Annotated in this window: 21 protein-coding genes; 5 read left to right on the top strand and 16 right to left on the bottom strand. The window is 44.9% G+C overall.

From position 1 onward, the window contains the following. Positions 1 to 56: 56 nt before the first annotated feature. On the top strand, positions 57 to 3125 hold the full coding sequence (locus tag AB9H30_RS11770) for an efflux RND transporter permease subunit (protein WP_371194880.1): 3069 nt from the start codon (positions 57 to 59) through the stop codon (positions 3123 to 3125). An 18-nt stretch (positions 3126 to 3143) separates the two neighbouring features. Here AB9H30_RS11770 and rarD read toward each other — a convergent pair whose 3' ends face one another. After that, positions 3144 to 4049 (bottom strand): EamA family transporter RarD, encoded by a 906-nt coding sequence (gene rarD, locus AB9H30_RS11765; RefSeq protein WP_371194864.1) that lies wholly within the window; start codon positions 4047 to 4049, stop codon positions 3144 to 3146. Between the two features lie 267 nt (positions 4050 to 4316). On the opposite strand from rarD, the gene recQ reads away from it, so the two are divergent. Further along, entirely contained in the window at positions 4317 to 6143 is a 1827-nt protein-coding gene (gene recQ, locus AB9H30_RS11760; RefSeq protein WP_371194863.1) for a DNA helicase RecQ, read from the top strand. Between the two features lie 130 nt (positions 6144 to 6273). On the opposite strand, the gene AB9H30_RS11755 is transcribed toward recQ, so the two are convergent. The 3 genes from AB9H30_RS11755 to AB9H30_RS11745 form a co-directional block, all read right to left on the bottom strand. Further along, entirely contained in the window at positions 6274 to 6963 is a 690-nt protein-coding gene (locus AB9H30_RS11755; protein ID WP_371194862.1) for a hypothetical protein, read from the bottom strand. Between the two features lie 270 nt (positions 6964 to 7233). Further along, positions 7234 to 7905 carry a glutathione S-transferase family protein gene (locus AB9H30_RS11750; RefSeq protein ID WP_371194861.1) on the bottom strand — a complete coding sequence of 224 codons (672 nt, stop codon included), beginning with the start codon at positions 7903 to 7905 and terminating at the stop codon, positions 7234 to 7236. Between the two features lie 95 nt (positions 7906 to 8000). Beyond that, positions 8001 to 8384 (bottom strand): cytochrome c, encoded by a 384-nt coding sequence (locus AB9H30_RS11745; protein WP_371194860.1) that lies wholly within the window; start codon positions 8382 to 8384, stop codon positions 8001 to 8003. A gap of 263 nt (positions 8385 to 8647) precedes the next feature. Here AB9H30_RS11745 and AB9H30_RS11740 point away from each other — a divergent pair, with 263 nt between their 5' ends. Together AB9H30_RS11740 and ribA are read left to right on the top strand one after the other, a co-directional pair. After that, complete coding sequence (locus tag AB9H30_RS11740; protein WP_371194859.1) at positions 8648 to 11533, top strand: EAL domain-containing protein; 2886 nt, start codon at positions 8648 to 8650, stop codon at positions 11531 to 11533. A gap of 72 nt (positions 11534 to 11605) precedes the next feature. Then, positions 11606 to 12223 carry a GTP cyclohydrolase II gene (ribA, locus tag AB9H30_RS11735; protein WP_371194858.1) on the top strand — a complete coding sequence of 206 codons (618 nt, stop codon included), beginning with the start codon at positions 11606 to 11608 and terminating at the stop codon, positions 12221 to 12223. 80 nt (positions 12224 to 12303) lie between these two features. Here ribA and AB9H30_RS11730 read toward each other — a convergent pair whose 3' ends face one another. The 10 genes from AB9H30_RS11730 to AB9H30_RS11685 form a co-directional block, all read right to left on the bottom strand. Then, positions 12304 to 13167: a RimK family alpha-L-glutamate ligase gene (locus AB9H30_RS11730; protein ID WP_371194857.1), complete on the bottom strand. Its 864-nt coding sequence runs from the start codon at positions 13165 to 13167 to the stop codon at positions 12304 to 12306. A gap of 149 nt (positions 13168 to 13316) precedes the next feature. Next, positions 13317 to 15140 (bottom strand): ferrous iron transporter B, encoded by a 1824-nt coding sequence (locus AB9H30_RS11725; protein ID WP_371194856.1) that lies wholly within the window; start codon positions 15138 to 15140, stop codon positions 13317 to 13319. 85 nt (positions 15141 to 15225) lie between these two features. After that, on the bottom strand, positions 15226 to 15456 hold the full coding sequence (locus tag AB9H30_RS11720; protein ID WP_371194855.1) for a ferrous iron transport protein A: 231 nt from the start codon (positions 15454 to 15456) through the stop codon (positions 15226 to 15228). Between the two features lie 256 nt (positions 15457 to 15712). Further along, positions 15713 to 16666, bottom strand: coding sequence for a hypothetical protein (locus AB9H30_RS11715; protein ID WP_371194854.1), 954 nt, complete (start codon positions 16664 to 16666; stop codon positions 15713 to 15715). After that, positions 16663 to 17736 carry a VWA domain-containing protein gene (locus AB9H30_RS11710; RefSeq protein ID WP_371194853.1) on the bottom strand — a complete coding sequence of 358 codons (1074 nt, stop codon included), beginning with the start codon at positions 17734 to 17736 and terminating at the stop codon, positions 16663 to 16665. The genes AB9H30_RS11715 and AB9H30_RS11710 overlap by 4 nt, the downstream gene beginning before the upstream one ends. 22 nt (positions 17737 to 17758) lie before the next feature. Beyond that, the gene (locus AB9H30_RS11705) at positions 17759 to 18643 is read right to left on the bottom strand and encodes a MotA/TolQ/ExbB proton channel family protein (RefSeq protein ID WP_371194852.1); all 885 of its coding nucleotides are present in this window, start codon (positions 18641 to 18643) and stop codon (positions 17759 to 17761) included. Positions 18644 to 18835: 192 nt separating this feature from the next. Then, positions 18836 to 20821, bottom strand: coding sequence for an SUMF1/EgtB/PvdO family nonheme iron enzyme (locus AB9H30_RS11700; RefSeq protein WP_371194851.1), 1986 nt, complete (start codon positions 20819 to 20821; stop codon positions 18836 to 18838). A gap of 103 nt (positions 20822 to 20924) precedes the next feature. Next, on the bottom strand, positions 20925 to 22373 hold the full coding sequence (locus AB9H30_RS11695; protein WP_371194850.1) for a hypothetical protein: 1449 nt from the start codon (positions 22371 to 22373) through the stop codon (positions 20925 to 20927). Positions 22374 to 22416: 43 nt separating this feature from the next. Then, complete coding sequence (locus AB9H30_RS11690; protein WP_371194849.1) at positions 22417 to 23706, bottom strand: hypothetical protein; 1290 nt, start codon at positions 23704 to 23706, stop codon at positions 22417 to 22419. 24 nt (positions 23707 to 23730) lie between these two features. Then, positions 23731 to 24321, bottom strand: coding sequence for a hypothetical protein (locus tag AB9H30_RS11685; protein ID WP_371194848.1), 591 nt, complete (start codon positions 24319 to 24321; stop codon positions 23731 to 23733). Positions 24322 to 24528: 207 nt separating this feature from the next. Between AB9H30_RS11685 and AB9H30_RS11680 the strand changes: the two genes are divergently transcribed. Beyond that, positions 24529 to 24909: a hypothetical protein gene (locus AB9H30_RS11680; RefSeq protein ID WP_371194847.1), complete on the top strand. Its 381-nt coding sequence runs from the start codon at positions 24529 to 24531 to the stop codon at positions 24907 to 24909. Between the two features lie 97 nt (positions 24910 to 25006). Here the strand turns inward: AB9H30_RS11680 and AB9H30_RS11675 are convergent, their stop codons facing one another. Both AB9H30_RS11675 and AB9H30_RS11670 read right to left on the bottom strand, forming a co-directional pair. Continuing rightward, complete coding sequence (locus tag AB9H30_RS11675) at positions 25007 to 25486, bottom strand: DUF4920 domain-containing protein (RefSeq protein ID WP_371194846.1); 480 nt, start codon at positions 25484 to 25486, stop codon at positions 25007 to 25009. Between the two features lie 62 nt (positions 25487 to 25548). Continuing rightward, positions 25549 to 25998 carry a TerB family tellurite resistance protein gene (locus tag AB9H30_RS11670; protein WP_371194845.1) on the bottom strand — a complete coding sequence of 150 codons (450 nt, stop codon included), beginning with the start codon at positions 25996 to 25998 and terminating at the stop codon, positions 25549 to 25551. Positions 25999 to 26130: the final 132 nt, after the last annotated feature.

Raw genomic sequence — 26130 nt, 5'->3', positions numbered from 1 at the left:
CAAAAAGCCTGTCAAAAAGTGAAGCCTCATCAAGCTTAATTAACACGCCATCGGTCATGGATATTTTTTCAAAGCGACCAATCATTGCTATTGTGTTGTCCCTTGCCATCATGCTCATCGGCATCCGAGCGTTTTTCAGCATTCCGGTATTGCAGTTTCCGCAAATCAGCAGTGCTTCTATCACCATCACTACCCCCTACATCGGTGCCTCCGCGGAGACCATTCAGGGTTTTATTACCGAACCCATCGAGCGGGCGGCTTCTTCTGTACCTGGCGTCGATTATGTAGATTCCAATACCACGCCTGGCCTAAGCAGGGTAACTTTATGGTTGAAGCTCAATGAGAATAGCTCCTCGGCGCTAGCAGAGTTGTCGTCCCGTATCGACCAAATCCGATTTGAGCTGCCCGAGGGCGCGGAAGACCCAGCCATCGAAGTCACCCGAGCAGACAGGCCCTTTGCTCTATTTTACCTAACGGTAAACTACGATGAAACGCTATCGGACATGTCGCGCATGGAAGTGACCGACTACTTATCTCGCAATGTTTCGCCGACCTTATCGTCTATTCCGGGCGTGCAACGCATTGGCATCGAGGGTGGTCGCAACCCAGCCATGCGCATTTGGTTAGATCCGCAAAAAATGGCGGCTTTTGATGTGGCGGCAAATGACGTTTCAGCGGCCCTGCGCGCAAATAACCTTATCGGCACATTTGGCAGCAGCGAAAATAACGAGCAGCGTATCTCGTTGCTAACCGACACTAATCTGAGCAGCGTTGACGAATTCAAACGCTTGGTGGTGCGTGAAGTAGACGGCGTGCAAATTCGCATACAAGACATTGCCGATGTTGAGATTAACGAAGAAGAAGGCGTTGTGACTGCTCGTCTAAACGAAGACACCGTGCTGTATGTCTCTGTATGGCCCTTGCCCGGCACTAATGAAATTGAGATTGGCGACAAGCTGTACGTGATGATCGACGAAATCAACAAAACCTTACCTAAAGGTTTAAGCATTAGCGATGGCTTTGACGGCACACTTTATATGCGCGATGCACTTAAAGAAATCTTCATTACCTTAATTGAGACGGTAATTTTAGTTGGCATTGTGGTGCTGGCGATGATGGGCTCATTAAGAACAGCATTGGTGCCCTTAGTCACCATCCCCATTTCTATTTTAGGAGCCATTGCTGCGATTTCTTTGGCAGGGTTTACTCTCAACTTATTAACGATATTGGCTATTGTGCTGTCGGTAGGGCTCGTGGTCGACGATGCCATTGTGGTGGTCGAAAACGTGGCGCGATATATGCGCTCTGGTATGGGCCGCATGCAGGCGGCACTGGCAAGCTCTAGGCAACTCCTATCGCCTATTATCAGTATGACCGTCACGCTTGCTGCGGTTTATGCGCCGATTGGTTTACTATCCGGACTCACCGGCGCGCTGTTTAAAGAGTTTGCATTCACGCTTGCTATAGCTGTCATCATATCGGGTATTGTGGCGCTTACCCTGTCGCCTATCATGAGCGCCTATGCGTGCCCTGAGGGCGGAAAAGAAGGCAAGACAACCCTGAAGGTCAATCGAGTGTTTGAAATACTGCAAGAGCAGTATGGCCGGCTGCTGCTGCGAACTATTATGTACCGTCAGCAAATATTGGTATCGGCGATTGTGCTGTCTTTTTTAAGCGTGCCTTTTTACCTGTTTTCTTTGAAAGAATTAGCACCTACTGAAGATCAGTCGAGCATTTCAGTGATTATTGAGTCTGCGCCTGACGCCTCTACCGACTACACCATCAAGCACATGGACGATGTCGTCAATACCATGAAGACCCTCAATGGCTCACAAGAGATGTGGCAGATCATGACGCCTACCGGTGGCTTTGGAGGCATGAACTTTGTGCCACAAAGTGAGCGTGAACAAGGCGTACAGGATATGTTCTTCGAAGCCTTTGGCAAATTAAGCCAAGTCCCCGGTGTAAAGGCCTTTCCGGTGCCCGACTCAGCACTCCCTACCGCGGGTAACTTCTCGGTAGAACTAGTCGTACAAAGCACCGACAGCTATGCCCAAATGAAAGAATATGCCGACAAGATGGTTGCTCAAGCAGCGGCTAGCGGTCGCTTTTTATTTGTGAATACCGACTTAAAAATTGACCTACCCCAAGCACGCTTTATTTTAGACCGCGAGCGTATTGCCGATTTGGGCATGGATTTAGCCTCGGTGAATCAGCAGCTATCTACCTTGCTGTCAGGCAATTTCGTAAATCGCTACAACCAAGACGGGCGTGCGTATCGCGTGATCCCCATGCTAAAAGAAAGTGATCGCTTTAATCCAGACGCAGTGCTCAATTTACAAATTCGCACGCCTAGCGGTGCATCTATTCCTGTTCGCTCAATCGCAACATTGCAAACCGAAACTGCACCAAGAGTATTAGCAAAATTTCAGCAAAAAAATGCCTTTAGAATTTTAGCTGGAGTTGCGCCTGGCACCACTAAAGAACAAGGCTTGTCGATTGTTGAAAATATCGCCGCCGATTTATTACCTGAAGGTTACACGATAGATTATTCGGGTGAGTCACGCCAGATAAGAGCCGAAGGTAACTCCCTTGAAGGAGTATTGTTAGTGGCGCTAATCTTTGTATATTTGGTGTTAGCCATTCAGTTTAATAGCTTGCGCGATCCCTTTGTGGTGCTTCTGGGCTCTGTACCACTAGCTCTGTCTGGCGCAATTATGTTTTCATTTTTAGACTTCACCACTATCAATATCTATTCTCAGGTGGGCTTTATTACGCTAGTGGGCCTTGTTGCGAAAAACGGGATTTTAATTGTGGAATTTGCCAACCACATGCAGCGCCAAGGTCTAAGTAAGCTCGAAGCCATACAAGAAGCTGCAAAAACTCGCCTCAGACCGGTTTTAATGACAACCGCTGCAACTGTATTAGGGCACTTTCCGCTAGTATTGGTTACCGGCCCTGGCGCTGAAGCACGTAACAGTATCGGCATTATTTTGGTGGCGGGTATGTTGGTAGGAACCTTTTTTACCTTAGTCGTACTGCCTAACGTTTACTTAACCTTGGCCTCTGATCATTCTAAAGATGAGGAAAAAGAGGCCCTAGCAAACGCGCCCTTAACACAGTAGTGTTAATCGCATTAGCCGCTAAATTGGCTTTTGCACTCGCCGGTTTTTGCGATAGTAATTGAGCGAATCGTAAGTAAAAATAGCCAAAGCCGTCCACACGATTGCAAAGGTGAGCAGTCGTGCCTGACTCAGAGGCTCATGGTAAATCACAATAGCTAAGGTGAACATAATACTGGGGCCAATGTACTGGATCATCCCCAAGGTCGAGTATTTTATCCGGCGAGCGGCGGCGGTAAAACACAGTAGCGGTGCGGTGGTAACCACTCCAGCAAGTAAAAGCAAAGTATTCAAAGACGCTGGATTTGCCGTTAAATCTGCGGTGACACTGGCAAAGAATAACCAATAGATGGCGGCTGCAGGCAGCATCATGCTGGTTTCGATAAATAGGCCCGGCATAGAATCGACTTGTACCTGCTTACGTAACAAACCATAAACACTGAAGCTAGTCGCAAGCGTGAGTGCAATCCAAGGTAGCTCCCCGTAAGAAAAAACCAGTAAACCAACACCAATCATTGCTAAGAGCACTGCCAACTTTTGCACCGGTCTGAGCATTTCACCTAAAAAGATTCTGCCTAAAAAGACGTTTATAAGCGGGTTAATGAAATACCCCAAACTGGCTTCTAGTAAAAAATTATTGTTTACCGCCCAAATAAACAGCAGCCAGTTTCCTGCCAGTAAAATACCGGCAAATAAGAGCGTAATTATCACCCGTTTTGAGCGAATAGCCGTTGTGACTTTGCGCACTTGCCGCAAGCCCACAATTAATACAACGAGCACCGCCAACGACCATACCACTCGGTGCATTAAAATTTCTTCGGCCGGAATATGCATCAAAGCCTTAAAATAGATGGGGGCAATGCCCCACATGGTATATGCACAGATGGCAAATAAAACGCCTGCTTTAGTTTGGTCTGATGAACTCAACGCCGATGCCTTGTATGATAATATGAATGATTGGAAAGAGCGCGGATTGTCTAGCAAAGCATCCTATCGTGCAACTATAAAAATTGCATACAATATAGCTCATATTATATGCAAGTAATTTGGCAATAGCATATAGGTATGCCAAGCAAAAACCGAGCGACATCAGATAATTGCGAATCTGATCCCAAGTCCATCATGATTTTGTCTTGTAATGTCGGTACACTTACAGCCATTAGACACTCGTAACTGATAGCCTTTAATCACAGCGTGAAAGCCATTCAAACCATAGTTAAAAACGACCACCTGCAAAGCTGCCACAAGGTATTGAAAGACACCTTTGGTTACGATGTATTTCGTGACGGTCAGTTAGAGGTTATTGAACAATTACTCGGCGGGAACGACAGCCTCATTTTGCTGCCCACTGGTGGCGGAAAGTCGCTATGCTATCAAGTGCCGGCCATGGTGCTTGAGGGCGTTACTTTAGTGATATCGCCGCTGATTTCCTTAATGCAGGATCAAGTGCAGCAATTACGTGAATTAGGCGTTGAGGCTGCGTACTTAAACTCAAGCTTAGAGTTTAATGAAGCGCAGCAAGTCATTCAATCGGTGCAAAATAGCCAAATAGATTTGTTATATGTAGCGCCTGAGCGAATGCTGCAGCCGTATTTTTTAAATCTTATTTCGCAGTGCAATATCAGCCTAATTGCGGTTGATGAGGCGCACTGCGTAAGTCATTGGGGACATGATTTTAGGCAGGACTATCGCAACCTAGGCAGGCTAAAACACGCTCTCCCGCGTGTACCCATGATCGCACTGACCGCCACCGCCGATATCGCCACTCAGCAAGATATACTGCATCAGCTCAATATTCCCGATGCCTTCGTCCATAAAGGCGGCTTCGATCGCCCAAATATTCGCTACAACCTGCTGCGCAAATACAAAGGCTTTGACCAAGTGGTTAATTTTGTGCGTCAGCAATCGGGAAACAGCGGCATTGTGTACTGTAATAGCCGCGCTAAGGTTGATGATCTCACCGCCAAGCTTAAACAAGCAGGTATTCGTTGCGATGCTTATCATGCGGGTAGAGACAATGCCATGCGTGAGCTTGTGCAAACCCAATTTCTGAAAGACAATTTGCAGGTCGTTGTGGCCACCGTAGCTTTTGGTATGGGCATCAATAAATCGAATGTGCGCTTTGTGGTGCATCACGATGTGCCGCGCAGCGTTGAGGCTTTTTACCAAGAAACCGGGCGAGCTGGACGAGATGGAATGCCTGCTGAAGCTCTGCTGCTTTATGATGAGCGCGACGGCGCTCGCATTAAAAAGTGGATTGCCGATGGCAGCACCAGCGAGCGTTTTGCGATTGAAATGCATAAGTTTGAAGCGATGCAGTCTTTTGCTGAAGCACAAACCTGCCGTCGCCAAGTCTTGCTGAACTATTTTGCTGACTATCGTGATACGCCCTGTGGTAACTGCGATATCTGTTTAGATCCGCCTAAAATGTTTGACGGAACGGTTGATGCACAAAAAGTGTTATCGTGCGTTTATCGCCTTAAGCTCGATACTGGTGTGCAACATGTTATTGATGTACTAAGAGGACTTCAGCACCGGCGTATTCTTGATAACCATCATGAACAGCTCTCTACCTATGGTATAGGTAAAGAGCAAAGTGACAGCTACTGGCACAATATTATCCAGCAACTTATTCACGTTGGCCTGCTATTTATCGACATGACCCGCTCTGGCGTGTTGTGCTTGACCCCCACCGCAAGAGCGGTGCTCAAAGGTGAAAAGCAGGTTGAGCTCGCAGTACCCAAATTTGCGGTGAGTCAGGGTAAAAAAGATAAGTATGTGCCCACTAACCTAGACAATAAACTGTTCGAAAAACTCAAAGCGCTGCGAAAGCTTATTGCCGACGATCTCGACAAGCCCGCATTTGTTATCTTTAGTGATGCCACTTTAGCAGATATGACCCGCACCCAACCTACGTCGCCAAGTGAACTGCTAGACGTCACCGGCGTTGGGGTTAAAAAATTAGAAAAATATGGTGAGGCCTTTATCGGGCTTATAAAAGACTATTTAGCTGCAAAGTAGCAATGATTGCACACCGAACTGGGCTCTGAAAACACAGAATCCTAGCGCATCGATGGATTTTAAACAAAAAAATGCCCCGCAAAGCGAGGCATTGAAATAAAGCTTGGAGAAGCCTTTTTACTTTAAAAACTTACTTTCTAAATCGACGCGCCATTACCATTAAAAAGCCTAAACCAAATATTGCCATTAATGATGGCTCAGAGACCGCCTGAGCAGTAACCTCTCCATTAATTACTAAATTATCAAGCGCCGCATTGTTACCTGGGCCTGTACCCGAAGCAGTGATCCGTAAGGTGTAGGTATTGCCAGCAGACAGCGTGTTGCCACTAAAATCAAACATGATGTTTTGGCCGTTAGTCACCGAGCCTGAGTTACCATAAATATCATTGACACTGATTTGAGAAAACACGTTCATTGCAGAATCTAGCAACGCAGCGGTGTAACTAAGATTACGCTGAACAGTCTGCAGGGCACCAGCATTGTTTATAATGAAAGCGTCGAAGCTAACGTTTGATAGCGCAATAGAATTTCCTGCTAACACGTTTAAAGCAACGTTAGCCGACCACGAGCTCTCATTGTGAAGATTGCGATCAACACCAAACCGGTTGGCTGTTCCAGCGGTATCAAAAAGTGCAAAGTCGGCAGATACATCACCAGGATTTGCAACGCCTTGGGTAACCCACGTTAAGTCTGATGCGGTTGAACCACTTACGGTACGACCGTCAAAATCGGTTGAAGCGATAACGGCGGCCATGCTGTTTGCTGAAGCTAACATCAATGAACCAAGGGCGAGTGATTTACATGCAGTACTGAATTTCATTTGATTTTCCTAATCTCAATTTGACGGGACTTCGTCAGATGTTTGAGGGCACGAAGCAAGAATTAAGCCATTTTAATAAAATTCAACATTATCATGAAGATGCAGCTGTCTATCGCTCATAGAGTGCGAGTAAGTGTTAAAATTTCTGACAGTGCATTATTAAAATAGATTCAAAAAATACCGTACATCGAAGATTAGCTGATATAGAAAATTTGCTTTTAGTATTGGGTGCTTAGTCAATCTGCACCCACTAAAAGCCAGCTTTAGGAATTACTTTACCTGAGCTTCTGCTTCAGCCATTTTTTTCATCGCGGTTTGATACGACGGTAAGGCATTGATTCTTGCAACATAAGCTGAAGTGTTAGGAAACGCACTTAAACGCCCTTTTTTATGCATGCTGTCTAGGCCAAAGCTCATTTGCACATCGGCAACTGTGGGGCTGTTGCCTACAAAATATTCTTTACCCGCTAAATGCGCTTCAACATATGCCATGTTACGCGCAATCACTTTATTGAAATATGCATCCATAATCGCATCGATGAGCTTATTCGCAATGAACTTTACAAAAAATGGCTTGGCTTTCTCACGGGCTTTGTTCAACACTAACGAGCTTACTAATGGCGGTAAAAAACTACCCTCGCTAAAATGAGACCAAAACTGAACTTGAATATGCGCCTCTGGATCATCTGCACATAAAAGCTCACTTGTATTGGTTTGTTGCACGATGTATTCGCAAATTGCGCCAGATTCGGCCAAGGTAATGTCCTTGTGAGAAAGCAGCGGGGCAGAGCCTAGTGGGTGTAGCTTTTTGTAATTTTCAGGCGCTAAGTTAGTTTGAGGGTCGCGCGGATAAGCTTTTATCTCGTATTCTGTGCCAATCATCTCAAGCAGCCAAACAATGCGCTGCGAGCGCGATTCAATTAAATGGTGAAGGGTAAACATAGCTTGCGTCCTGATTAAAAGTTAGAAGGGGTTACATCGTTACTCTGAGCCAGGGCTTTTAGTTTGTTTTTTAAAAAATTAATTAACTCGAACAATCAGTTTTGAAGAATACCACCGCCTGCTGGATCCATGCTGGCATAATAAGCCGCTAAATCTGCAATATCTTCATCTGAAAGCTTTCGGGCATGAGGCGTCATTGCCATATTAACGCGCTCTCCAGACCGATAGGCCTTTATTGAAAGCACCAAATATTGTTCTTTTTGCCCCGCTAAGTTGGGATAAATCGGCACAATCGAAATACCGTTTTTACCATGGCACTGAGCACACATCGTCGACTTGTCTTGACCTAAGGCCGGATCGCCCAAAGCTGCGGGTTGGCCGCAGCCCGACAAAGCAATGCTGACAATTACTACTAAGGATGCTAACGAGCTTTTTAGTAATGAGCCATTAGCGCATAAAGCTTTTCGATGTGAATTCATGTTCGGGGAAGTCCAGTTTAATAAAATTGCGTGTATACACCATCGTCTATACTAGCGCGGATCGAGAGCCTTGCAAACAGGGTCGAGCGGTAAATACATTATTATGTTTGCCCGTAGGTACAGGAAACGCTATGCCGCGGCGCCGTGATTTACAACACGCTATTGTTGCTCCAGAAAATATAGACTTTGTCGTGTGTAAGTCTATGATTTTCTGTTACTATCAGGACACTAACGCATTCTGCTTTTAGGTTGATCAGATATTGATGACGCGTCGCTTTTTAACTAAGTGGTTTACAGCACTTTGCCTACTTTGCACTCTAAGCGCATCAGCGCTGCTGCAAGCACAGGTAGAGACGGTTAAAAATACCATCAGCGCTGACTTTGACACCTCGACCAACCTCACCCAACAAGCCGAGTCTTTTATTACCGACGAGAACTTATTACTCTCTGATGTGATGCAAGAACAAGCATGGCAAACGCATAAAAAAATTGTCAATATCCCTGAAGGCTTGGCGCTCTGGCTACGATTTAATATCAATAACCCCTCAGATAGCAATAAGTCACTTACATTAGTTGCGGGTAATACCTTTATTGATCGAGCTGAGGCCTATTTACTGGATGAGCAATTTCGTATTATTCAGTCATCTAGAATGCAGGGAGATACACCAACCACTGCTAGCTTAAGTCGCAGCGGTTTTAAAATGTCATTTAATTCTCGCAGCGCCACTACACTCACTGTGTACTTACAAATTCAAGACGACGGTTTTTCAGTTATCCCCATTGAACTATGGCAGGCTGAAGCCTATACCTCGCAAGCAAGTATTCGCTTAATCTTACTTGGTGCAATGAGTGGCGGCCTATCACTGCTAGCCACTTACTTTTTACTGACGTATATTTTACGTAACGCGCCCTCTCGCTTTTGGTTTTGTGTATTTGCAACCGCGGCAATGACCACTATGCTATCAACCGAAGGGATCCTGCCGATGCTGTTTAGGATCCCATCCTTTGCAGCTGAACTCACGGCTCTGAGCCTGACCATTACGCTATTTGCGGCAATCAAAATTACTCGTATTGTCTTTCAACCCGTGTCCGAAATATGGTTACGAGCACACTATGTGCTGCTGCTTTTTCCACTCGTAGGCATCTTTATATTCAGTGACTTTTATCAATTAATTTTGCTCGTAGTGTTTTCAGGCGTGTTTTTCGTGAGCAAACTGCTAGCGACTTTGATTTATCATAAAGCGATCGATTTGCGCAGCGCCATTATCTACTTTTTAGGCTGGATTGCTTTAGGCTTGGTAGGCGCTATTGAGGTTTTAACCCTGCTCAACAATACCAGTCATTTATCGTTTTCTGCGCCCTATCCTTTCATTTTTTGCTGTTTAGGCGTGATGTTAATTGGTGTTGCCATTATTAGTCGAGAGCAGTCTATTCAGGCAGTCAAAAGTCTCAATCAGTTAGAGCAGATAAGCGAGTTGCAACAATATAATGACCTGTTTCAACACGCCGCTGAGGGACTATATACCGCAGAGCCGAGTGGAAAGCTTATTCACGTCAATCCAGCAATTTGCTCACTATTTGGGTACAGCGACAGTCAAAGCTTTTTAAGTACCCACCCCCATCTCTCCAGTTTTTTTGCCAAAGCCAAAGATGCAGATCTGCTGCTTGGTGAGCTTAGTATCCAGCAAACTGTGCTGGGCAAAGAGGTAAAGGGTAAACGCAGCGACGGCACCGAATTTTGGTTCAGCATTTCAGCTCAGCTAAAAAAAGTACAGGACAATATGTTGCAGTTTGGCTCACTATTCGACATAACCGAGCGCCGCCTGCATCAAATTAATCTGCAGTATTTAAATACACACGACCAACTAACCGGGCTATATAATCGTCGATATTTTCTGCAAATAATGAATGAGCGCATTCAAGGCTTTGAAGACTCCAGTGAAAAATTTGCCTTAGTATTCCTAGATGTCGATCAATTTAAATTGATCAACGATACCTGTGGACATTCGGCAGGTGATGTATTCATTAAAGAACTCTCCCATGAACTGTTTGATGTAGTGAGTGATCGCTATCCTTTTGCTCGCTTAAGTGCTGATCAGTTTGGCCTAATAGTTAACTTTGAACATAGCAATGAACTGCGCGAGCTTGCAAATCGCCTGTTGGAAAAAGTGGGTAATTTTGAGTTTAAGTGGGATCGACACCTATTTAGTCAAAGCGTCAGTATCGGCATCGCTGCTTATGAAAGCGAGATCCCAAGCGGAGAGGAATTGCTATCATATGCAGATACCGCATGCTTAATCGCCAAAGAAGGTGGCAGAGAAAAAGTCCACATTTACTCATCTGACATGAGTATGCATTCAAGCTATCAGCGAGATTTATATTGGGTAAGTGAAGTAAAAACTGCGCTCAAAGAAGAGAGCTTTGAACTGTTTTATCAGCACTATCGACCCCTCGCACAAGCTGACGAACTCGACTATTACGAAATATTGGTCAGATTACGGACTCAGGACAAAGATCTGATAGCACCAGAATTTTTTATGGCAAGTGCTGAAAAAGCGCATATTAGTCATAATATTGACAAATTCGTGATTGAAAACTACTTCAAATGGCTGAGTTCTCATCCCCAATATATCAATAGCTTAGGGAAAGCCAATATTAACCTTTCGGGCTTTTCTTTGTCTGACGACGATTTTAGGTTTTTCCTGCTTAATGCCTTTGAAAAATACCATATCCCGCACGATAAAATCTGTTTTGAGATCACCGAGACAATGGCGATTATTCGCATGAAGGATGCTGTCGAGTTCATGCATGAGTTTAAAAAGCTTGGTTGTACTTTTGCCTTAGATGACTTTGGCACAGGTTTTTCAAGCTATAGCTATCTCAAGAACCTGCCGGTTGATTATTTGAAGATTGACGGCAACTTCATTCGCGATATTTTGAACGATAAAATTGACCTTGCGATGGTGACTTCCATTCGAGATGTTGCTGAAGCGATGAAAATTAAAACCGTTGCTGAATTTGTCGAAAGCAAAGACATCATGGTCCAAATTGGCAAACTCGGAGTAGACTATGCACAAGGCTTTTGTATCGCTAAGCCTAAACCTCTGGCACAATACCTGCCCTTTGTCGACACACCGCCTGAAGAGTAGAGCGAGATAGTCGCTTGCAAAATTATTTTTAAGCCCCATTGAAGGCAGTACACTGGAAGAACCGAATACACTATGAAATCAGCGAAAGACCCATATGAATTTGTCAGCCAAGCAAAATTACCCACTCGTTTTGGTGATTTTACGATCCATGGGTTTGTCGACACGGCCTCTGGGCACGAGCATGTGGCCTTATCGTATGGCTCTTGGAAAAGTGATTCGGTGGTACCTATTCGCATACACAGCGAATGCCTGACTGGTGACGCATTGTTTAGCACACGCTGTGACTGTGGTTTTCAACTTGAGCGGGCCTTAGAAAATATTGTCAAAACAGGATGCGGTGTACTTTTATACCTGAGGCAAGAAGGCAGAGGAATTGGTTTGCTGAACAAAATCAAAGCCTACAACCTACAAGATAAAGGCTTTGATACGGTAGAAGCCAATCAACACCTTGGCTTTGATGCTGACTTACGTGATTATGGCGTGTGCAAAGTTATGCTCGATACGCTGGGCGTAAGCCAAGTTGAATTGATGACTAACAATCCAAAGAAAGTCGCCGCGCTTGAAGGTATGGGTATAAAAGTCGTGTCACGCAAGCCCATTGATCACGGTGTCACCAAAGACAACAAACACTACCTAATGACCAAAACCGCTAAGCTTGGCCATACTTTCGACCCCGAAAAACTAAAATAAGCGCCATGTTTTCATACATTCGCTAGTCTTTGAATCTTACGGTACTTTGACGCTTTCAATTGACATGAAGCTTGCTCACATTACGCGTATTTTTGATGAATAACGTCGGCAAAACGACTGGCTGAATCGTCGTCCATATTAAAGTAAAGTGAAGGCTCAATCAGTTCAACTTCAATGATAGCCAGACCCTTCGCAGTATCCAGCATATCTACTCGAGCGTATAAGGCCGGCGCAGGCAGGGCATCAATGGTTTGCTGCGCTAAGCTCAACATCGCTGCACTCGGCTCTACCGACACCAAACCTCCGCCATGCTCTTCTTGTACTCTAAAATCACCTTTTGCGGGTATCTTGCAGATACCATGACTAAAACTACCGCCAAAATAAAATAGTGAGTACTCACCTTTGTCCTGTATCGAATCTTCAAAAGCTTGAAGCATAAATGCCCGCTCTGAAAAAACCTCAGTAAAGGTATCTTGAAGAGAAGCCACATCTTCTTTTGTAAATAAATAGGTATGATCAGCATTGGCACTGACCAAAGGCTTGATGATTAACTTATCGCTGTCAAAGTGAGAAAAAGCCTGTTCGATTGCTTGGGTATTGAAACGTTCATGCCACAAAGTGGGTAATATAGGCACACCATTGGCTTGTAAATCTTTTAAGTAAGACTTTGAAATATTCCAGCGCATTAGTTCAAAGGCATTTTCTAGGGTAGCGCTAGATTCATCAATCTTTTTAAGGCACTGCAGGAATGCCTCAGCATCGTCTTGATAATCCCATGTACTGCGCACAACAACCACTTCAAATTGCTCATAATCGATGTCTTTATTCTTCCAAGAAACATCTTCCACAGTCCATCCTAAATGATGGAGAAAGGGTTTTACTAGGTCGTCATACACAAAAAAATCTTCAAGATTATCTGTGCTTAAAAAGGCACAACGAGGCATTTATGTTACTCATGTTAATAACGGCGAAGCATAGGGTAAAGAATTTTGTCCATTAGGTAAATAACGATAATTGCTTGCAGCAATGAATACTACGGTCTGTTAATCTTTTCGTTAAACCAGCTCATAAACACTTTGCTGAAAACTTATGTTTATAAGTAACTTAAGAGCGCATAAAGTATGGCGCTAACAACATAGGCAAGTAAGCCATAGGCGACAAACACGCCCCAAGAGTATCGGTTTTTGTTGGTTTCACCTTTTAGGGTAGCGACGGTCGCAACACACTGCAAAGCAATGACGTAAAATGCTAGAAGTGCAATACCCGACGCTAAGGTAAACCCGTCCGCTTGGATTTGCTGTGCTAAACCCGACATGTTTTCATCGGCATTTTCGATATTAAACATTGTGCCAAGCACGCCCACAAACACTTCACGCGCTAAAAATGAAACTAAAATAGCCACGCCGTATCGCCAGTCAACACCCAAGGGCTCAAAAACCGGCTCGATAAATCGCCCTATCATGGCTAAGTAAGAATGTCGTAAATCGCCATTCGCAGGAAAATAGCCTAATACCCAAATAACCACCGATACGCTAAAGATAATGGGGGCCGCGCGTTTAATAAAATACAGTCCGCTATTGATGGTTTTATATAACAGCGGCCGCCAGTGAGGTAGCCGATAAGTTGGTAATTCGAGTATGAACGGTAGATCTGATTTTGCGTCTTCAGTGGCAAGGTAATAATTAAGTACTTTACTGACGATTAAGGCAGTCACAATACCGCCAAAATATAGCAAAAAGAAAATCGCTCCTTGTAAGTTTACCCAACCGCCTAAATAGCTGACATTCGGCACAAATACCGCAATGAGTAGGGCATACACAGGCAGCCTAGCTGAACAGGACATCAACGGAACAGTCATCATCGTAATCAAACGTTTGCGCGGCGATTCGATAGTACGGGCAGCCATGATGGCGGGAATTGCGCAGGCATGCCCCGATAAATAAGGAATAAAGCTGCGGCCTGACAGACCAAATAAGCTTAAGGGTTTATGACATATCAAAGCGGCCCTGGCTAAATATCCGCTGTCTTCAAGTAAACCAATAATGAGGGTTAACACCATAATTTGTGGTACGAACACCAAAAAAGCGCCCACCCCACCAAAGATGGCATCATTGATAAAATCATTGAACACACCCGTCGGCAGCAGGGCGGTGCTTAAGCCAGCCAATTCAGCTATGCCCCACTCCACCGCATCCATCAATGGGGCAGCCCAAGTAAAAATACTTTGAAATAAGAAAAACATGATCATGGCAAAGGCGATAGCACCAAACACACTATTTAATAAAAAACTGTCTAGTTTGTTTTGGTCGCGCAACACAATATCTTGGCCAATTCCATATTGAACAGCCAATTGCTTAGCCGCTTTAACTGCCGGCAGTTGGTGAATATCATTCACTTTGACCAAGGCAGTTGCAGGACTTGCCGCATATTGTTTAAGCGCTTCAGTGAATTCATGTATACCAATGAGGGTCTTAGCGGATATTGCGAATACTGGGGAACCCAGCTTTTCAGATAGCCCCTCAACATCGTAATCAAAGCCAAAGCGGGCGACCTCGTCCATCATATTTAGAGCAAATACGCAGCCTTTATTATGAGATTTGGCAAGTGCTTGAACCTGTAGCGCAAAAACTAAGCTGCGCTCGAGTTTGGTGGCATCAAGATTACACACAATAAGAGAGGTTTGCTCAGACTCTACCGCCTGCTGAAGCTGCTCTATCGCAATGGATTCATCTTGCGATATCGACTGCAAAGAGTAAGTACCTGGAAAATCCACCAGCTCAAAGTCTGCAAATTTACCAGACTTTAACTCAACCGTTACCCCAGGAAAGTTAGCCACACGCTGACGCAGACCAGTAAGCTGGTTAAACAATAGACTCTTACCCGAGTTAGGTTTGCCTACCAGTACAATTTTTTGCATATACAACAGCTCTCAGAAAAAATAGGGATAGCGAATACTGCTTAAAATAGGGAGGTAATTGACTAAAGCTACACATTAAGGCGCCTTAATGTGCCGAGATATGTATTTGTTCAGCTAAGGCTTTGTCGAGTGAATATACGCAGTCTTGCACCTGAATCACTAAAGGACCTTTAAATGGAGTGCGCTTCATACATTTTACGATTTGTCCTTCGACAAAGCCCATTTCTTGGAGGCGTTGACTCAGACTGGCGCTCATTGTGCTGGTTAAACCCACAATGTGGCCCTGCGACTTTTTAGGTAAATCCCATATTGTCATATTGCTTTAAAAACCTATTAATCGAAGTCAGTATTGGTGCTAACTTCATCTCTAATATAGGTCAAACCATAGCACAATAGCAACAATACACAAATGCGAATTATTATCATTACATTGTCTTCGTTTGATCTTTGTCAATTAAGTAGCAAACATACCTAAGCATCATCGATTTCTTGGTTAAGAATAGTCAGCAGCCAGCGCTACCTAAGCTTAATTATATAGAGGGCGGCTGCTACCTGCGCTTTTAGTTAGCCATTTAGTTGGCGATAAAGGTTCCATTATTTTGTCGCGTAACCTCACGCATCAGCGTGGAAAACTTTACTATATCGGCGGTAAGCTGACCGTTAGAGCGGGAAAAGCCGATGGCATGAATTCTTGCAATTTTTTCGCCGCTTACACGGTTAGTGTTGAGTCGATTGATGCTGGCTAGGGTGTCATCGTATGAGCCACCGCTGTAGTCATCTCCGAGCACGTATAGGGCCAACGATGACGTTTTCGGACCATATATGCGCAAGGCTGATTCAATACCCTCTACCGGAGAGCTATTTGAAGAGCCTCCCCAAGTGCGCATCGCCGCAAGCATAGTGCGCCGCTGAGACGGACTATCGGCCCGCCATCGACCGCTGCTTGTGCTCAATAAAAACTCGCCATTGTCAGACATTATCTGAAAGCCGCTCACCGCTGGATGATTGTTTAAAACTTCATCCATGGTGATCAACACTTTTTCCCACATTGCTTTCATTGAGCCAGAGGTGTCTACAATAAAAATGACATAGTCGGCATCGACCGGAATACCGCCTACTTCTTCATCGCGCTGTTCAGTTGTATTGGTGCTAATTGCTGCTCTTTGACGACGTTCTTTAATTTGTTCCAAACCACTAGATTTATCGGTAAGGGCCTGCACATCTTGTTCGGCTCTGGCAATCGCGCTTGCTAAATTATCCGCTTGGCGTTGATTACTCGCCGTACTGCTTTGGGCCTGTTGAAGCTTCGCATCTTGCGTTGCAATTGCGCTTTGAAGTGAGCTGACGTTGGCCTCAGCTCGATTAAGAGACTGCAATAGCGTAGATACCTGATTAACATCATTGAACTGTCCATCGTCGCCGTTTCTGGCCAGTAAAATCAGCATAACAACCGCGCCAAAGGCACAAGAAATCACATCTAAAAAAGACAGGCTAAATACTTCGATTGGCGCACGTCTGCTCTTCATGGCCAGGTTCCTGCTGGGGCGATAAACGTGCCTCTGGTGCGATCTGCCCAGCTCCAATAAAATCCCGGAGCCATAGGGTCACCCTCAAGGGGTAACAAAATAATATTAGTGGTAACTCCCGAAATGGGGTTAGCGCGCATGGTGTGGGCAAACACATTTGCACGGCACTCTCCGGTGATCGTCGCTTGTTTACCTTGAACCGGACGGCAACTGCGGTTTTCATTAAACCCTGAATTAGGGTTCACATAGGTAGGTAAACCATCTGTTATTAAGTACAGATCGGTCATATTGTTCATGGTGCTTGCGATAGTCTGCAGACCCTGCTGTAAATTGGTGCCCTCGTTAGGCACTAAACCGGCGGCCTGCCTAGCGATTTGATTCAAATCATCTGCACTGGTTTGACTGTTAATCGATTTACCCAGCACTACACTGGTATCGTTAAATGCCACTACACTGACTTGTGCATTGTTGGGTAAGCGAGCTAACAGCCAGTTTAAAATCCTCAGGCTGCGCTGCCATTTAGATGCTGCTTGTTTTTGTGCATCAGAGCCTACTTTGTTTTTAATCACTCCAATAAGCGTATCGTCGGTCATCGATGCGCTCATATCTAGCAGAATACCGATGTGCCGCCCCTGCACTTTTAAACCGACTAGGTAGGTCTCTTCTCCTGCGCCGCTGATCTCTATCGGGTCATCGGCTACTAAAGGCCCAGCAGCGGCAATCGCAGTCTCTAGGTCGGCAATCACTGCAAGTTCATCTTTCAGGGCTTGAGTGACCGCATCTTGGTTTATTTTTAGACTCTGTAAGCGCTGTTGTATTTCTTCAAGGGTGGCGCTTTGTGCCGCTAACTCGAGCTGCTTAGTGCTCAGGCTTTTTTGTAGCTCACTGGCAACATCTGTCGTAGCGGCTAGCTCCTGTTTAAGACGATTAAGCTCTTCAACCGGAATATCAGTGTTTGCACTGAATTTTACCAAAATTAAAATTAGAATCACCGCGCCCAAGCCGCAGGCCATCACATCTAAAAAGGCTAGGTTAAATCCTTCTTCTCGGCGTTTTTTGAAAATACTCAAGAGGCTAGCGTCTTATCACTGATCAGTTATGCAAGCGAGTCAGAAGATGTTTTTCGCAATTTTTGCGGGTATTGATCACCATTTCATCTTGACGATTGTTAAGCACGTGCAACAAATACATCAGCACAATCGAAATCAACAGCGACACCAGCGTTGAGTTAAACGCGACGCCTAACTTATCAACCATGCCTGAAATATCCCCTGCTACCGCTTCTTCGGCTTTTGCCAAGGCTGAACCAATGCCTCGCACCGTGCCGATAAAGCCGATGCTTGGGATGGCCCATATAAAGTAACGAATCATACTATTGCCCGACTCGAGTTGCGCGGCGAGGGTTTCAATACTTTCAGATATTGCTTGACTGGCATGCTGCACATTTTGTGTGTTTTTAAAGCGGCGTAAACAATTAATCCACGTCGCCATAGACGAATTTTCGGCATAAAGGCTGGCTTCGAGTTCCTCAAGCGCTTTTCCTACATCAAGTTTGTCATTGCTGGTATCTGCTTGTTGAACGGGCACTGGCGCAGCGTGCTCTGATGACTGATTCGCTTGCTCTGGACTTTCAGGTATCAGAGTGTTCGTAGTTTCTTGAGCGGGAGTGCTACTAAAACCAGCCAAATAGTTCATGGTAAACAAAGGCTCCTCTTTTAGTACAATGCGCTGGTATTTATAGATAATCAAAAACGCACAAAATAGGCCGATACTGACACTGGCCTGCTGTTCAAAATCTTTAAAAATCACCCACAAATTTGTCGTCGCGCTGCTGCCTTGTGCAGCAATAGCAGCCTCAGCCAGTGGCCTCACCAAACCTTGATAAAACACATGCACTATGGCGACTATGCCTAAAAAGATGCCGGTAGAGAGCACCGGCGACGGATTCATATTAGAATTGGCAGCATGTTTTTTCATATTGTGTTTGACTCTGAGTTGGTATGGCTCATATTAAATATCACTCGGCAAGGTTGCAGGTGAATCGAGACTTATCTGAAGTGCTATCGCTACCGCCGTGCCTGCTATTACTAGGGCAATGGCGAGATATATAGCCCGCGTGAACTTTTTCATATCATCTCCTTCGCAGAACATCTTGTCTGCTACAAACTATCAGTCATATCGTGCAATTCTAAAACCTATGGTTGGCTTAGCCGACTCGCCCACCTCACGAAATGCTCCGCGCAACTCTCGCAGACGACCGGAGGTATAATTTCCGCCTTTTACAACATATTGGGTACCGCGAGTCGCGCCCATGTAATTCATTTGTACATTGTCAGTGTCTGGCAGTGCGGTGGTGTAGAAGTCATTGACCCATTCGCTAACATTGCCAGCCAAATCGTGCAGGCCAATGCGATCGGCTTTAAACGAACCCACCGGTGCGACACCCGGTTGATTATCGTCATAATTATCCAACACTATCAACTGATTACTTTTTGCACTTTGGTCTGCAAAGTTGCCTACATTGGTGGGAATGCGCGTTTGGTCGCCCCAAACATACACCGTAGTTCTAGAGCGCTTTGCTTTTTTAGCTAGCCACTCCCATTCTGCTTCGGTGGGTAGCCTGTAACCTTTTGCATTTATATCATAGCCTACCACTTGCGTGCCGCGAACTTTATAAAATACCGGCAAGCCCTCTTGCTCACTCAGCCAGTTTGCAAAGCGAGCGGCTTCATTCCATGTAATATCCGTTTGCGGCAGCTGACTATTGCTCGACTTACCGCTAAACCTAGCATACTGCGCTTGGGTAATTTCATGCTCTGACACCCAAATGTCGCGATCAAAATCCACATTCACTTGATGTTCATTTCGCCGGCGTCCAGTCTCATTTGCTGGCGATCCCATCTGGTACGCGTCAGGTCTGAATTTCAATAAGTTGATGCCCATCTGATTGGCTATTAACGGACGCCCCTCTTTGCGCCGTGCATCAAATTCGGTCAATAAATTCACGTCCAGCACTAACTCACGCTGGCTCGTGGGCGTAACGCTTTGAGTGACTGTCCTGTAGCCCTCTTTAGAAATAATAATTTGCGTAGGCTTAGCTGCAAGATTGAACGCTCTTGATTGATTTGATACCAGCCCAGAGGGTTGCCCATCGATAGAAACATTAGCCTGTATGTTCGATGATAAACTGAGTTTTCCAAGCTCAGGCTGAAGCGCAATATTTAAAGTCCTGATCTCGTTAGGGGCCAATGTGAGCTTTGTGCTATAGGGAAAATACCCGACTTTTCGGTATACAATGCTATGAGACGCTTTTGCATCTAAAGAGTGAGCGCCCAATGGCTTTTCAATATTATTTATTAACAGCGCACCATCGCTTGGGGTGGCGCCAATATCAAGCATCGCCTGCACCGCTTGCAATTGATAATTGCGCGCTGGCATTGGCTGATTAAAAGTGATTTCTATATTGTCTTGGACCGCCTGATAGTTCTCAAGATTAGTAGATAGGGCATACTTTCCGCCTTCTAAATCAATACTTAAAGGAGAGTTACCTAGCACTTCATTGTTGATGATCACTTGCGCACCAGCCGGCTGTGTATTAATCACCGCAGTTCCCTGCACGGCAGTCAGAGCAATGTCTAGATCAATTATCTCAGCTCGCTGGGCACTAATGGCGGTATCCCACGGCATAAAGTAGGGGTTATTTGCCGTGAGCTCATACTCGCCCTCTGCTAAGAGATATTCTAAATTATTGCCAACATAGACAAGCTCGTTGTCGACGTACCAACTGGTCTCTCCCATTACCGAAAGGGTAGCACGCAAAATGGCAGGACTCGGCTGTAGCATAATCTCAATGTTACTTGGACTATCGCTCGCGATCGTGACTAAAGAGGGTTCAAAGGTATCTGCGTCTACTTCTACTGATACTGCGCCGCCCAAAGTATATACCTTGTTATCAGACACCCAGGCAGTTCCGGATACTAAGGACACTGTTGCAATAGGAGTTGCATCTTCAGGACCAATGTTAAGCACATAGCCTCGCACTAAAAATAGCCACGTTAACACCCCACCTACTACCATTGCAGTCAGCAATGCGCCTAGCAAGTAAAGCCCTGCTCCTCGACGCTGAGCTTGTTTAATCCTATCGTCTATCTGCATGTATAGCTTCCATTTTGGCCGACTGTCTTTATCCGTTCAAAAGCTCACTGCTTTTACTACAAAGTCTTTTGCAAACGTGAGTTGAACTGGGCAATGCTTATCTCTAAATTTTTTCGTCAGACACCAACGATACTGTTATCGGTGTATCAATGTCGACGCTAACATCAATGCGTTTGCTGCGATACCCTTCACGCTTACCCTCAAAGGTATAGCGCCCAGGACTTAGTTCGATCACTTTGCTATCAATACGACCGACTACGCCAGTGCCCACTACTGAAATATCCGTTTTTCCGTCTGATATAACCGTAACCGATACTTTTGTGGAATATTGGTCAATATAAGCTGCCAGCGTTTGCGCTCTTTGGGCCAGCGTTCCTGACGAAGAGAGCATCAAGATAGCAGCCTGAATAGCATTTTGCGCAGCCTCTCGAATATTCTTTTCTGCCAAGCGATCAGGACGGGCGATAAAGCGCTCAATATTGCGCTGGGCATCCAGTATGGCAGAAGCCTGCGAACGGGTCTGCTGAAGCTGAGCGTCGCGGGAAAAACGACTGATGCCGCGTTCGGCTAAGCTCAATACCTGTGGCCATGCGTCGGCAGCCTGCAGTCGCGTCAATTCAGACTTAATATCGTTAAGACTTTGATTTGCCAGACGCGAGTCCAATTCGTTGCGCAATGCGGTGATGCCTTTAGCACTAGGTTGAATAATTTCAGCCTGTTGAATATAGGTCTTTGCTTCGCTGATATCGCCGCTTTCTAATGCACTTTGTGCCTTACCTAAAGCAAAGGCTAAACGTTTTTGATTTAGCTTGGACAGCGCGTTTTGTAGGGGCCCTTGTAAGTCTCGTCGGGTAGGATCGGCTTTGATTATTTGCTGCATCAAAGCCACTTGCTTTTCAAGATTGTTTTCAACGCGAGCGACAGCTAGCTCGCTCAGGTAGTTTTGCACGCGATCATAGGCACTTAGCTGCGCACGCAAAGTCTGACTTTCAGGTGTATTGGCTTTAATTCTATCGGCCTGTGCAAGTGCCAAGCGCGCCTGCTGTATTTGCTCATTGGTATAAAATTGCTGAGCTTCGAGGAGTTTACCCTCATAGGCCTGATGCCAATCAGAAATTAGTGCCTCAGCATCCGCTGACACCCCGTTCAAAATACCCAAGGCCTGCATAAAACCAGCATTTGCAAAAAGGGCTAAAGCGCGCTCTTTTCGTTTTTGTAAATCGTCAATCTGCTGAGTCTGCCATTGACCTTGCGCTATTGCATCGAGGCTTGGGGAAATCTTAGATTCGAAGTCCGCAAGGGCCTGTTTGAACGATTCTCGAGCGGCCTCTTGTTCGACTAAGCTAAAAGAGGTTTCGAGCTCAGCAGCACTGTCTGCATTATGGTCAATGTCAGAGTTCTTCGTCGACAGAGCAATACCGCCGCCAATAACAATCGCAGCAGCAAGCAAAGCAACGACGATTAAAGCTCCGCGTTTTAGGGTCTGTGCTCTTTGTCGCTGCTGCTCTTGTATGTAGGCGTCTGGTGACGCGTTTTCAAATTGTTCAGACAAGCCTGTTTTCCTGTATCAATTGCTTTTGTACGACCTGCTAAACTCAGAGTTGCGTATCGGGCGTACTCTCCAATTCAAATATTTTGCGCAGATGTGTTTTCCATTGCATATATTGCTCAGTGGCCGTGCCTTGCAATTCTATTGTGTTGTCTTCAAATTCCATTTCGGTTGGGCCTACCGATAAGTCTACGGCTTGGCCTTGCTCTTCAATGACCGCATTGTGTACCTTCATGGCAGAATTGGATTTAAAAGCTTCGTTGATAGCAACGACTGAGCCAATGCCGCCTAACACTGCACCGACTTGACCAGCACTCGATCCACTATTTTTAGACAGGATTGCCGCCAACACACCCAAGCCTACGCCTAATGCTGCGCTTGCGTTGCGTTTCATGGCCGCTTTTCGTGCAGCCTCTAATTCAGGCAGTGTTTCTTCTTGCCACGTTTGATAAGAAGGGCCCACTTCAGCGTCAAAAACCTCATATTGGTCTTGCAAGCGGTCTATGAATAACAGTTCTTGAGCGCGCAGCTCTTCGATACGTCTTAACATCGGATCGTTTTGATCCGGTAAGCCGGTTAGTTCAAATTTATAGTATCGTTGTCCGTTTTTACGTTTTATATCAGATTCAATATATTGACCAAAAGCCTCGGGGCTGTAATAGCGAGCATAGCGCATCAGCGACATATTCTTTATTTGCTGCTTTTCGTCTGCATCTAATTTTTTTAATAATTCAACAACATAACTGCTAATTTCGTTGAATAAAGGCTCGTATGGGTTTTTATTTTTGTTGCGTTGGTCTCTAAAAAAGTTAGCTGAAACTTCGTGGGCAAAATCTTTTTGACCCCAAATCTCGCCTGAGCTATCAACTACCGTGATACTGGCGCCCACTACTTCACTGTCAGAATGGGTGATGCCGCCCAATACGAATAGGTCAGAAGGGGTGCTGGCGTCGGGAACCACCACTACAGAACCAAACACTTTTTCTCGCTGCAAGGCATTTTTTGTTTCAATCGCAAACAACTTGGCCTCAGTGCGTCTCAACTGTGGCCAAATGCCTTCGTCATCTAACTCGGCGTAGTCAATTTCACCGGTGCTGCTGTCTATGGGAAAACCAGGATCAAATGTCGGCACTGCCACATCTAAAAAGATAGAGGCATTTTGCAACCTTTGATTTGTTGAGCCGCTTTGCTCATTCGCAGAAGGTGCATTAGGGCCTACTAGCAATGGACCTTTTGAATTATTGGAGCTTGATTGACAGCCAGCAAGCACAACACTTAATAATAATAGCGCTGCGCTTTTACTCCATGTCAACTTTAACCATTTAGACAAATGCATATTAATGGATACTCCTAAATATTTTTAATTTCCGCATTGGTAATCTCTGTACTGTTTTTCAAGCCCAGCGGCAGATGTTCCGCTGGCTTTTTGAATCTCATCAAACAGTAATTTGCAAATAATACTATCATTGTCTTTTGGTGCAACTATTCCCCGCTGAACCCGACTAGAACTTTGATTTTCGGTAGGCAAGGACGCGGAGCCGGCTTGTGGGGCACCGCTGGCCTGATTATTTTCTTCGGGCGCGTCTGCCTGACCCGCCTGATTTGCTTGGCCCGCTTGTTGTCCAGCGCCAGCAGAAGTTCCTGTACCTGCGCCTTTTCCACCCCCGCCGCCACCACCTGACATATCATTTTGAACGGTATTGACACAACTGGTATAGCTGTCTATCGAATCGCTCAAAGTCATATCTAACCTTGCTATACGCTCTTCTCTGGTTAACAGAGACTCATCGATTTCATCAAGACTGACCTGCGTACACTCATAAGCAGAAACCGGAAACTCTTGAGAGGACTGAGTTTGCGAAAACGTCGAATAACTCATTAACAAAGCAATTACTGTGAATGGCAAAGCGTGAGGAAGTTTTAGCACTGAAAATTTTGCGTGTAAATTCATGATGCAATTTCTGCCTTATGTTGCTAAAAGTGCGTCGTTACTTGTTAAGAGTATATATAAGGGTGTAGGTTCAGGATATTTTTATTTGTAACAATATGAACCAGCAAAGCTGAGGTAAGTAATAATTAAGCAAGCTTTGCAAAATCATTATCGTCTTGCGTTACACTGTTAAGCGTAGGTTCATTAAAACACACTTAGGATTACCTTATGCAACATGATGCAAAAAAAGCTGGAGTAATGTGTACTTTCGTTTGTGTGTTGTTGCTCACAGGCTGCATGTCTAGAGGTATAGAGATGACCGAGCAACAGCAGCGCATGGCGCGTTGTGATCAATATATCGAGATGGCTAGAGACGATTGTTTACGCGGCGAAAACGTCACCATCGATGACTATAATGACGAATATAGAGTGTTCGAAAAAAATGTGCGCGAACAAAAAGAAAGAGCAGAAAAAGTTGCAGCCGAAAATGAAAAATTAAAAGCAGAAAAGCTCAAAGAAGCACTTAGCAAGTCGAAAGAAGCTGCTGAGACAGCCAGACAGGCCGAAATCGAAAAAGAACTCAAGCGGCTTGAAGATGGTACGAATTAACGTCCACAATTATTTCTTATAAATTGAATTATTGATAGATAGTCAAGCGTGGTTTTTGCTACCAAACACTGCAAAATTCAAAGATTTTAATTGCGCGCTAAGCACTTGGAATACGAATACTGTCAGCAACTATTTCGTATACTAATCCAGCGCGAATACTATCGGTATCGACTTGTAAGTCCGCTTGGAAATGCGAAGCCTGTTCAGGCGTAAGCTCTTTTTGCACTAACTCACCATTCAACACAATATTTTTGCCGCTGCTATCGGTAGGAATAAAAAACCCATAGTCTCGAAATGACACTCTGAAAACGCGGTTTTCGGATTGGATAATAAAAAAGCAGCCCTTTTTTTGGCAAACTTTGGCAATGGGAGCCTCTAAGGTGAACATTTGCTCGAGGTGTTTACTTGGCGAACTATCTAGCTGTGATAGCGCAATATTTGGCAGTGAGGTGTCAAATACAAGGCCAAAGGTTTCGCTTGTTGCATCACTAGCAACGGGCTCAGATAATCGTAAAGTCTTCGCGTAACTCAAGCTGGCAAAGCTTGTTATGAGTAAAATGAGTACTATAGATTTCATAATGTGTCGTTAATCCTTTTTCTTAAAAAGGTGAAATGTGGCTAACAATATCGCCACCAGTATTAATGACGCCGCTCTTCAGCAAGCTTGGCCTTAATAAAATCGCTATGCCTAATGTAGAGTAAATCAGCGACTTTACGAATAATGTTATCTTCGTATTTGTCTAAGTTACCATCAGCGTATGCAACCTTCCACATAAGCTTTATTAGGTTTACGCGCTTGTCATAATCATAATGCTCATTAATCAGAGAAGTAAACGGATACATAGAGGTCGTGTCTTCACCACCCTGCTCACCCACTTCCATCAACTCTTTGAGCTGCTCGTCGCTGAGGTCAAAGGTACTTTGCAGCAGGGCCTGAACTTTATGTCTTTCTTGTTCAGTTTGTTCGAAATCGGCGCGCATAACCTCCACTAAAAGTGCTGCACAAGCCTGTTGTAGCTTTTCCTGCTTAGACTCTGCGCTATCGCTTTCAAGCTCTTTGGTAAAAAACTCTTTGAGTTTACTTAGCATTACTTTGTCCTTATTTATCTACTTTATTTGCATAGTGGTATTGCTTATTAACCCCAACATCTAATTTTAGTTCAATTCACTGTACGTATGTCACGCTTAAATTTTGCCTCTCAATGCCATTGCTAAGCCACA

The organism is Glaciecola sp. SC05, from assembly GCF_041380235.1.
GTDB lineage: Bacteria > Pseudomonadota > Gammaproteobacteria > Enterobacterales > Alteromonadaceae > Glaciecola.
Note: the sequence above shows the minus strand (reverse complement) of the source record. Positions and strands in the feature narration are given on the sequence as shown.

Coding starts and splice junctions, on each gene's coding strand:
- AB9H30_RS11770 (WP_371194880.1), top strand. CDS start 57: ATGGATATTTTTTCAAAGCGACCAATCATTGCTATTGTGTTGTCCCTT.
- AB9H30_RS11755 (WP_371194862.1), bottom strand. CDS start 6,963: ATGAAATTCAGTACTGCATGTAAATCACTCGCCCTTGGTTCATTGATG.
- AB9H30_RS11750 (WP_371194861.1), bottom strand. CDS start 7,905: ATGTTTACCCTTCACCATTTAATTGAATCGCGCTCGCAGCGCATTGTT.
- AB9H30_RS11745 (WP_371194860.1), bottom strand. CDS start 8,384: ATGAATTCACATCGAAAAGCTTTATGCGCTAATGGCTCATTACTAAAA.
- AB9H30_RS11740 (WP_371194859.1), top strand. CDS start 8,648: ATGACGCGTCGCTTTTTAACTAAGTGGTTTACAGCACTTTGCCTACTT.
- ribA (WP_371194858.1), top strand. CDS start 11,606: ATGAAATCAGCGAAAGACCCATATGAATTTGTCAGCCAAGCAAAATTA.
- AB9H30_RS11730 (WP_371194857.1), bottom strand. CDS start 13,167: ATGCCTCGTTGTGCCTTTTTAAGCACAGATAATCTTGAAGATTTTTTT.
- AB9H30_RS11725 (WP_371194856.1), bottom strand. CDS start 15,140: ATGCAAAAAATTGTACTGGTAGGCAAACCTAACTCGGGTAAGAGTCTA.
- AB9H30_RS11720 (WP_371194855.1), bottom strand. CDS start 15,456: ATGACAATATGGGATTTACCTAAAAAGTCGCAGGGCCACATTGTGGGT.
- AB9H30_RS11715 (WP_371194854.1), bottom strand. CDS start 16,666: ATGAAGAGCAGACGTGCGCCAATCGAAGTATTTAGCCTGTCTTTTTTA.
- AB9H30_RS11705 (WP_371194852.1), bottom strand. CDS start 18,643: ATGAAAAAACATGCTGCCAATTCTAATATGAATCCGTCGCCGGTGCTC.
- AB9H30_RS11700 (WP_371194851.1), bottom strand. CDS start 20,821: ATGCAGATAGACGATAGGATTAAACAAGCTCAGCGTCGAGGAGCAGGG.
- AB9H30_RS11690 (WP_371194849.1), bottom strand. CDS start 23,706: ATGCATTTGTCTAAATGGTTAAAGTTGACATGGAGTAAAAGCGCAGCG.
- AB9H30_RS11685 (WP_371194848.1), bottom strand. CDS start 24,321: ATGAATTTACACGCAAAATTTTCAGTGCTAAAACTTCCTCACGCTTTG.
- AB9H30_RS11680 (WP_371194847.1), top strand. CDS start 24,529: ATGCAACATGATGCAAAAAAAGCTGGAGTAATGTGTACTTTCGTTTGT.
- AB9H30_RS11675 (WP_371194846.1), bottom strand. CDS start 25,486: ATGAAATCTATAGTACTCATTTTACTCATAACAAGCTTTGCCAGCTTG.
- AB9H30_RS11670 (WP_371194845.1), bottom strand. CDS start 25,998: ATGCTAAGTAAACTCAAAGAGTTTTTTACCAAAGAGCTTGAAAGCGAT.